The following is an 8,087-nucleotide window of genomic DNA, read 5'->3' as shown; positions in this document are numbered from 1 at the left end:
GCGGTTCCCCGGGGTGGGGGTCGGGGGGGCGTGGGCGCCCGCCGGGCGCCGGCCCGGTGCGCCGCCCCCCCGGGGGCGGGCACCCGGGGGGGGGCCGGGCCCGCGGGCGTGCGCGTCCCGTACGGGCGTGTGCGTCCCGTACGGGCGTTGCGCCGCTCAGGCCCCGGTGGCCAGGAACCGCTCGACCCGGGCCGTGAACCACTGCGGCTCGTCCAGCCACGGGAAGTGCCCGCCGCCGCCCTGTACGTCGACGGCCCCCCGCGCGAAGAGTTCCGCGAGCCGGGCGGCGAGGGCCGGGGAGGGGTTGGAGTCCAGCTCCCCGGCAAGGACCAGCACCTCGCCGGCGAACCGGCCCAGCGCGGCCCGGGTGGCGGGCGGGACGAAGGCGCCCGGGCCGGCGAAGGCGGCGGAGGCGGCGGCGTTCTTCTGGACCGGGCTCAGTGCCGCGTGGGCGCGTGCGGTCTCGTCCCAGCGGCCGTAGGCGAGGGGCATCGCCGCCGCCCAGTCGGCCTCCTCGGGGGTTCCGCCCGCGGCGAAGGCGGCGCTCACCCGCTCGTACGCCGCGATGGCCGTGTCGTAGGGCTCGGCGCCGCCCCTGCGCCGGACGTCCGCGAGACGGGTTTCGGGGGATTCCGTGAGATCCACGGCCCAGCAGGTCGGTGTGATCAGGGCCAGCCGGCGCACGCGCTGCGGGTGCGCCGCCGCGTAGAGCAGGGCCAGGTTGGCGGAGGCGGAGTGGGCGAGCAGGTCGACGGAGTCCAGGCCGAGGTGGGTGCGCAGCGCCTCGACGTCGGCCACCTGGTGGTCGGCCCGGTACGTCGAGGTGTCGGCCGGGATCGCGGAGTCCCCGGTGCCCCGCAGGTCGAGCAGGACCAGGCGGCGCCCGGCGGACAGTCCGCCGAGGTCGCCCAGGTAGGCGGAGGCCCGCATGGCGCCGCCGGGGAGGCAGAGGAGCGGCTCGCCTTCGCCCTGGACGTGGTACGCGAGTTCGGTTCCGTCGTAGGTCGTGAAAGTAGAAGTGCTGGTGGAGGGCGTGGAGATCGACATGGGCACAATCCCAGCAGACGATCACCCGTTCGAGTAATTGATTTGGCCACCGAGATCCGGCAATCTACCGAATGATCGGTCGGTTGACTCGAAGAGGGGTGGGCGGCATGGGTACGTACGCGCGGGGCCACGACGGCGGTGCGGACACGCCGGACGAGGGCGAGCGGATGGGCCGGGACGAGCTGGCGGCGCTCCAGCTGACCCGGCTGCGGGCGACCTTGCGCCGGGCCTACGACCGAGTGCCTTTCTACCGGCAGGCCTTCGACAAGGCCGGCCTGCACCCCGACGACTGCCGCTCCCTCGCCGATCTCGCCCTGTTCCCCTTCACCACCAAGACGGATCTGCGCGACCAGTACCCCTTCGGGATGTTCGCCGTGCCGCGCACCGAGGTCCGCCGCATCCACGCGTCCAGCGGGACCACGGGCCGGCCGACCGTCGTGGGCTACACCGACGGGGACCTGTCCACCTGGGCGGACGTCGTCGCCCGCTCGATCCGCGCCGCGGGCGGCAGACCCGGCCAGATCGTCCACATCGCCTACGGGTACGGCCTGTTCACCGGCGGCCTGGGCGCCCACTACGGCGCGGAGCGCCTGGGCTGCACGGTCGTGCCCGCCTCGGGCGGGATGACGGACCGCCAGGTCCGGCTGATCCAGGACTTCCGGCCGGAGGTGATCATGGTGACCCCCTCCTACATGCTGACCCTGCTGGACGAGATGGAGCGCCAGGGCATCGACCCGCGCGCCACCTCCCTCCGCACGGGGATCTTCGGCGCCGAGCCGTGGACGGAGGAGATGCGCCGCGAGATCGAGGAGCGCCTGAACATCGACGCGGTCGACATCTACGGGCTCTCGGAGGTGATGGGCCCCGGCGTGGCACAGGAGTTCGCCGAGACCAAGGACGGGCTCCACATATGGGAGGACCACTTCTACCCGGAGGTCGTCGACCCGCTGACGGGCGCCGTGGTGCCGGAGGGCGAGCCCGGGGAACTGGTCTTCACCTCGCTCACCAAGGAGGCCATGCCCGTCATCCGGTACCGCACCCGGGACCTGACGCGACTGCTTCCCGGCACCGTCCGGCCGGCCTTCCGCCGGATGGAGAAGATCACCGGCCGCAGCGACGACATGATCATCCTGCGCGGGGTGAACCTCTACCCCACCCAGATCGAGGAGGTCCTGCTGCGGACCCCGGACCTGGCTCCGCACTTCCAGCTCCGCCTGACCCGGCAGGGCCGGCTGGACGCCCTGACGGTACGGGTGGAGGCGCGGCGCGGGAGCGACGCGGGCCGGCGGGAGGCCGCGGCGGCCTCGGTGGTGCGGGCCGTCAAGGAGGGCATCGGCGTCTCGGTCACGGTGGAGGTGGTGGATCCGGAGACCCTGGAGCGGTCGGTCGGCAAGATCAAGCGGCTGGTGGACCTCCGGGAGGGCTGATCCGCGGCGCCCGATCCACCCCTTCGGGCCCACTCGGGGGGCCTCCCGGGAGGGTGCGGGCCCTTGCGGGTAGGGACAGAAGCGTGACCTCGACCTACCGGCGGATCCACGACCGGCTCCAGGCTTCCCCGGCCGGGCTGGCGTGGAGCCGTGGCCGGGAGATGGAGCTGATGCACCGGGCCATGGGTTTCGCCGCGCTCGGCTTCCTCACCCTGGTGCCGCTGCTCGTCGTCGTCGCGGCCGCCGCGCCGGGCAGCGGCTCCGGCTTCGGCCGCTGGCTCGGTCAGGCCCTCGGGGTGACGGAGTTCTCCCGGGAACGGGTGGAGATGCTGTTCGGCGCCGCGGACCTCGCGCTGGAGCGGACCACCGCCTTCGGGCTCGCCGCCCTCGCGGTGTTCGGGCTGACCTTCGGCTCCGCCGTGCAGACCGGGTACGAGAAGGTCTGGGACCTGCCGACGGCCCGCTGGCACACCATGTGGCGGCACGTCGTCTGGCTCGCCCTGCTGGTCTGCTACCTCGGGCTGCTGGTCCTCATCCCCGCCCCCTCGGACGATGCGGCGGGCACCGTCCTGGGCACCACGGGCGATGTCATCGGCACCTGCCTGTTCTTCTGGACCTCCCAGTGGATCCTCCTCGGCGGGCGGGTCCGCTGGCGCGCCCTGCTCCCGGGGGCGGTGTGCACCAGCCTGGGCCTCCTCGGCCTGCGGGTCTTCTCGCAGCTGGTGTTCTCCCCGCTGATCGCCTCCAACGCCGTGACGTACGGCCCCTTCGGCACCCTCCTGGTCGTCCAGTCCTGGCTGGTCGGTGTGGGCTTCGTGGTCTACGGAGGCGCACTCGTCGGCCGGCTCGTCCACGAACACCTCGTGCGTCGCCGCCTCCAGGAAACGGAGCTCGCGCAGGAGCCTCAGCCGTAGCTCCCCGGGGTCAGACCGCCTCCGGGGTGGGCCGGGCTCCCGCCGCCCGGAGTGCTTCGGCCGTCTCCGGGTGCGGTCCGGCCAGTGCCCATTCCAGCGGCGTGTGGCCCGTACCTTGGTCCTCCCGGAGGTGGGGGTCCGCGCCGTGGGCGAGCAGTTCGCGCACCGTGTCGGTGTGGCCCCAGCAGGCGGCCGCACACAGCGGCGTACCCTCCGTGCCGTGTCCGCTCTCGGTGTTCGGGTCGGCGCCGGCCGCCAGGAGGAGGCGGACGGTGCCGGCGGCGCCGTGAACGGATGCCGCGTACAGGGGCGTGGTGCCCTCGGAGTCGGCCGCCTGCGGGTGCGCGCCGGCCCCCAGGAGTGCGCGGACGCGGGCGGTGCGCCCGAACATCGAGGCGCCGACGAGCTCTCGCGTGAGCTTCTTCTGCCGTCGTCGGTTCATGACGGCCGAGCCTAGGGGGTGTCAGGACGGGTGGGAGAAGCGGTCGCGCAGGGTGCGCTTGAGGATCTTGCCGCTCGCGTTGCGCGGGAGCGCGTCCACGAAGAGGATCCGCTTCGGGGCCTTGAAGTGGGCCAGCTTCTCGCGGGCGTAGGCGAGGAGTTCCGCCTCCGTCACCCCGTCGCGCGGGACCACCACCGCCGTGACGGCCTCGATCCACCGCTCGTCCGGCAGGCCGATCACCGCCGCCTCGGCCACGCCCGGATGGGTGTACAGCACGTCCTCGACCTGCCGGGAGGCGACCAGCACCCCGCCCGAGTTGATGACGTCCTTGACCCGGTCCACGACCGTGAAGTAGCCCTCCGGATCGCGGACCGCCAGGTCGCCGGAGCGGAACCAGCCGTCCCGGAAGGCCTTCTTCGTCGCCTCCGCGTCGTTCCAGTAGCCCTGGCAGAGCTGCGGGGAACGGTAGACCACCTCGCCCGCCGTGCCGTCCGGCACCTCGGCCCCGTCCTCGTCGACGATCCGCGCCTCCACGTGGTGGACCGGCCGCCCGCACGAGTCCATCCGCCCTTCGTGCTCCTCCGGCCGCAGCACCGTGGCCAGCGGGCCGATCTCGCTCTGGCCGAAGCAGTTGTAGAAACCGAGTCCGGGCAGCCGCGCCCGCAGCCGTTCCAGGACCGGCACCGGCATGATCGAGGCTCCGTAGTAGGCCTTGCGCAGGGCGGACAGGTCGCGGACGGCGAAGTCGGCGAAGTCCGGGTGGTTGGACAGCGCGATCCACACCGTCGGCGGCGCGAACAGGCTGTCCGCCTCCCCGGCCTCCACCAGGTCGAAGATCTGCTCCGCGACCGGGGCGTCCACGATCGTGTTCCGCGCGCCCACCGCCAGGTAGGGCAGCAGGAACACGTGCATCTGCGCCGAGTGGTACAGCGGCAGGGAGTGCACCGGCAGATCGCCCTCCGCCAGGTCCAGGGCCGCGATCGCGCTCTCGTACTCGTGGCAGAGCGCCTCGTGCGTCATCATCGCCCCCTTCGGCAGGGCGGTGGTCCCGGAGGTGTAGAGGAGCTGCGCCAGCCGGGACGGGTCCCCGGAGCGGGTGAACTCCCCGGACCCGGCGGGCTCCGCGCCCGCCGCCGCGCCCGCCGTCTCGCCCGTCTCGGCCAGGTCGGCCAGGTCGGCCAGGAAGGAGCCGGGCGCGTCGCGCAGCGGGCGTACGGCGAACCCTTCGGGGACCCGGCCGGCCAGGTCGGGGTCCGCGAGGACGAGCGCGCTCCCCGAGTTCTCCAGGATGTACGCGAGGTCCTCCCCGGTGAGGTTCTGGTTGACGGGGACGTGCGTGAGCCCGGCCCGCGCGCAGGCGAGGAAGACGAGCAGGTAGGCGTCCGAGTTGTGCCCGAAGGTCGCGACCCGGTCCCCCTCGGCCAGCCCGTGGCGCCCGCGCAGCACGGCCGCGCCGGCGGAGACGGCCGCGTCCAGTTCCGCGTAGGTCCAGGTCCGCTCGTGGTAGCGGACCGCGATGCGGTCCGGGACGCGCCGCGCGCTGTCGTGGAGCAGTCCGTCGACCGTGTTCTTCCGCACCGGGGTCATGGCGGGATCTTCGTCTGCGCGTGGGGCCGGGGTCAATGACCCGGGCCGCCGCGCCTGCCCGGCCGGAACCCGCCGGGATACCAAACGGCATGTTGACACGATGTCAGGTGGGCTGCATGAGTGTGGGGGCACACCAGCGCCACCCACCCGCACGGGCTTCCCCGCCCGTCCGCAGGCTACTTGGGAGGTACGTTGCGCCTTGTCCACGGACGCCGTCGCGCCCGCCCGCTCCTCCGCCGCGCCGCCGTCGCCGGCACCGCACTGCTGGCCGCCGTCGCGGCGGTCCCCGAGGCCGCCGCCCGGGACCAGGGCTCCGGCCCGTCCGGCGGCGGCCTGTCCGCCGTCATCCGGTACACCGAGAACGGGATCCCGCACATCCTGGCCCGGGACTACGCCCACCTCGGGTTCGGCACCGGCTGGGCGCAGGCCGCCGACCAGGTGTGCGTGCTCGCCGACGGATTCCTGACCGTCTCCGGGGAGCGGTCGCGGTGGTTCGGACCGGACGCCGTGCCCGACGGTTCGCTCTCCTCCGCCTCCGCGAACCTCTCCAGCGACCTGTTCTTCAAGGGAGTGCGCGATTCCGGCGCCGTGGAGAAGCTGCTGTCCGTGCCCGCGCCGGCCGGGCCGGGCAAGGAGGTCAAGGAGCTGATGCGGGGCTGGGCCGCCGGGTACAACGCCTGGCTGGCGCAGAACGAGATCACCGACCCGGCCTGCAAGGGCGCCGGATGGGTGCACCCGGTCACCGCCACCGACGTCGCCGCCCGCGGCCTCGCCGTCTCGGTCCTCGGCGGCCAGGGCCGGGCCGTCGACGGCATCACCTCCGCGCGGCCCCCGGGCACGGCGGCCGCCCCGGACGCGGCCGGCCCCGATCCGGCGGCCGCCGCCGAGGCGGCCCGGGAGTTCTTCGACACCACCCGCTACGACATGGGTTCCAACGCGGTGGCCTTCGCCGGCTCCACCACCGCGAACGGCTCGGGCCTGCTCCTCGGCAACCCGCACTATCCGTGGCAGGGCGGCCGCCGGTTCTGGCAGTCGCAGCAGACCATCCCCGGCGAGCTGAACGTCTCGGGCGGCTCGCTGCTCGGTACCAGCGTGGTGAACATCGGCTTCAACGAGAAGGTCGCCTGGAGCCACACGGTGGCCACCGGCACCCCCGTCAACCTGCACCAGCTGGCCCTGGATCCGGCCGATCCGACCGCCTATCTGGTCGACGGCACGCCGGAGAAGATGACCGCCCGCACCGTCAGTGTCCGGGTCGCGGGCGGCGCCCCGGTCACCCGGACCCAGTGGTGGACCCGGTACGGCCCGGTCCTGTCCGGGCTGGGCGCGGGCCTGCCGCTGCCCTGGACCACGACCACCGCCTACGCATTGGCCGACCCCAACGCCGCCAACCTGCGCGGCTCCGACACGGCCCTGGCGATGGGCCGGGCCCGCTCGGTCGCCGGCGTCCAGGACGCCCTGCGGCGCACCCAGGGCCTGCCCTGGGTCAACACGGTGGCCGCCGACTCCGCGGGCGGCACGCTCTTCACCCAGTCCCAGGTGCTGCCCCGGATCACGGACGAGCTCGCCGCCCGCTGTTCGACCCCGCTGGGCAGGGCCACGTACCCCTCCTCGGGACTGGCCGTGCTGGACGGTTCGCGCGGCGACTGCACGCCGGGTTCCGATGCGGACGCGGTCCAGCCGGGGATCTTCGGGCCGGGCAGGGCGCCGACGCTGCGCGACGCCGCGTACGTGGAGAACTCCAACGACAGCGCCTGGCTGGCCAATGCGGAGCGGCCGCTCACCGGCTACGAGCGGATCTGGGGCAATGCGGGGACCCCGCGCTCCCTGCGCACCAGGGGCGCCCTGGAGGACGTGTCGGCGATGGCCGGGCGGGGCGGGCTGACGGTGGCGGACCTGCAGGCGCAGCAGTTCGCGAACCGGGTGCCGGCCGGTGACCTGGCGGCGGCCGATGCGGCGCAGGCCTGCGCGGCGCTGCCGGGCGGGACGGCCACGGGCTCCGACGGCGCCGCCGTGGACGTCTCGGCGGCCTGCGGGGTGCTGGCGGCCTGGGACCGCAAGGCCGACGTCACGAGCCGCGGAGCGCTGCTCTTCGACCGGTTCTGGCGGAAGCTGACCGCGAACACGGCGGCCAGGGACCTGTGGCTGGTGCCCTTCGACGCGGCCGATCCGGTACGGACGCCGCGCACGCTCAACCGGTCGGCGCCCGGGATCGGACGGGCCCTCGCCGACACGGTGGCCGAGCTGAGGGCCGCGGGCATCGCCCCGGACTCCCCCTTGGGCGAGCACCAGTTCGTGGTGCGCGGCGGGCAGAGGCTGCCGGTGGGCGGCGGAACGGAGGCCCTGGGCGTCTGGAACAAGATCGAGGCTCCGTGGAACGCGGCGGCCGGCGGCTACCCGGAGGTGGTACACGGTTCCAGCCACATCCAGGCGGTCGGCTGGGACGGCGGCCGCTGCCCGGTGGCGCGCACGCTGCTGACGTACGGCCAGTCCTCGAACCCGAATTCCCCGTACTCCGCCGACCAGACGCGGCTCTTCTCCCAGGAGCGCTGGGTGAAGGCACGGTTCTGCGAGCGGGACATCCTCAGCTCGCCCCGGCTGAAGGTGGTCTGGCCGCGCGAGCGGCACTGAACCGCGCGGCCCCGTACGGCAGGCGTCCGGAACCTGTCG

Annotated in this window: 6 protein-coding genes; 3 read left to right on the top strand and 3 right to left on the bottom strand. The window is 73.9% G+C overall.

The features are described from left to right. Positions 1–156 precede the first annotated feature (156 nt). Positions 157–1,047, bottom strand: a complete 891-nt coding sequence (locus ACIA8F_RS33925) for an alpha/beta fold hydrolase (RefSeq protein WP_399384648.1) — start codon at positions 1,045–1,047, stop codon at positions 157–159. A gap of 107 nt (positions 1,048–1,154) precedes the next feature. On the opposite strand from ACIA8F_RS33925, the gene paaK reads away from it, so the two are divergent. Next, positions 1,155–2,474: a phenylacetate--CoA ligase PaaK gene (gene paaK / locus ACIA8F_RS33920; RefSeq protein ID WP_399384646.1), complete on the top strand. Its 1,320-nt coding sequence runs from the start codon at positions 1,155–1,157 to the stop codon at positions 2,472–2,474. Positions 2,475–2,557: 83 nt separating this feature from the next. Continuing rightward, the gene (locus ACIA8F_RS33915) at positions 2,558–3,388 is read left to right on the top strand and encodes a YhjD/YihY/BrkB family envelope integrity protein (RefSeq protein WP_399384644.1); all 831 of its coding nucleotides are present in this window, start codon (positions 2,558–2,560) and stop codon (positions 3,386–3,388) included. 10 nt (positions 3,389–3,398) lie between these two features. Here ACIA8F_RS33915 and ACIA8F_RS33910 read toward each other — a convergent pair whose 3' ends face one another. Both ACIA8F_RS33910 and ACIA8F_RS33905 read right to left on the bottom strand, forming a co-directional pair. Continuing rightward, positions 3,399–3,830: an ankyrin repeat domain-containing protein gene (locus tag ACIA8F_RS33910; RefSeq protein ID WP_399384642.1), complete on the bottom strand. Its 432-nt coding sequence runs from the start codon at positions 3,828–3,830 to the stop codon at positions 3,399–3,401. Positions 3,831–3,851: 21 nt separating this feature from the next. Beyond that, positions 3,852–5,417, bottom strand: a complete 1,566-nt coding sequence (locus ACIA8F_RS33905) for a fatty acyl-CoA synthetase (protein ID WP_399384640.1) — start codon at positions 5,415–5,417, stop codon at positions 3,852–3,854. A 192-nt stretch (positions 5,418–5,609) separates the two neighbouring features. On the opposite strand from ACIA8F_RS33905, the gene ACIA8F_RS33900 reads away from it, so the two are divergent. After that, positions 5,610–8,048, top strand: coding sequence for a penicillin acylase family protein (locus tag ACIA8F_RS33900; RefSeq protein ID WP_399384638.1), 2,439 nt, complete (start codon positions 5,610–5,612; stop codon positions 8,046–8,048). Positions 8,049–8,087 lie beyond the last annotated feature (39 nt).

This window comes from Streptomyces sp. NPDC051563 (genome assembly GCF_044454225.1).
Taxonomy (GTDB): Bacteria; Actinomycetota; Actinomycetes; order Streptomycetales; family Streptomycetaceae; genus Streptomyces.
Note: the sequence above shows the minus strand (reverse complement) of the source record. Positions and strands in the feature narration are given on the sequence as shown.

Coding starts and splice junctions, on each gene's coding strand:
- ACIA8F_RS33925 (WP_399384648.1), bottom strand. CDS start 1,047: ATGTCGATCTCCACGCCCTCCACCAGCACTTCTACTTTCACGACCTAC.
- ACIA8F_RS33905 (WP_399384640.1), bottom strand. CDS start 5,417: ATGACCCCGGTGCGGAAGAACACGGTCGACGGACTGCTCCACGACAGC.
- paaK (WP_399384646.1), top strand. CDS start 1,155: ATGGGTACGTACGCGCGGGGCCACGACGGCGGTGCGGACACGCCGGAC.
- ACIA8F_RS33910 (WP_399384642.1), bottom strand. CDS start 3,830: ATGAACCGACGACGGCAGAAGAAGCTCACGCGAGAGCTCGTCGGCGCC.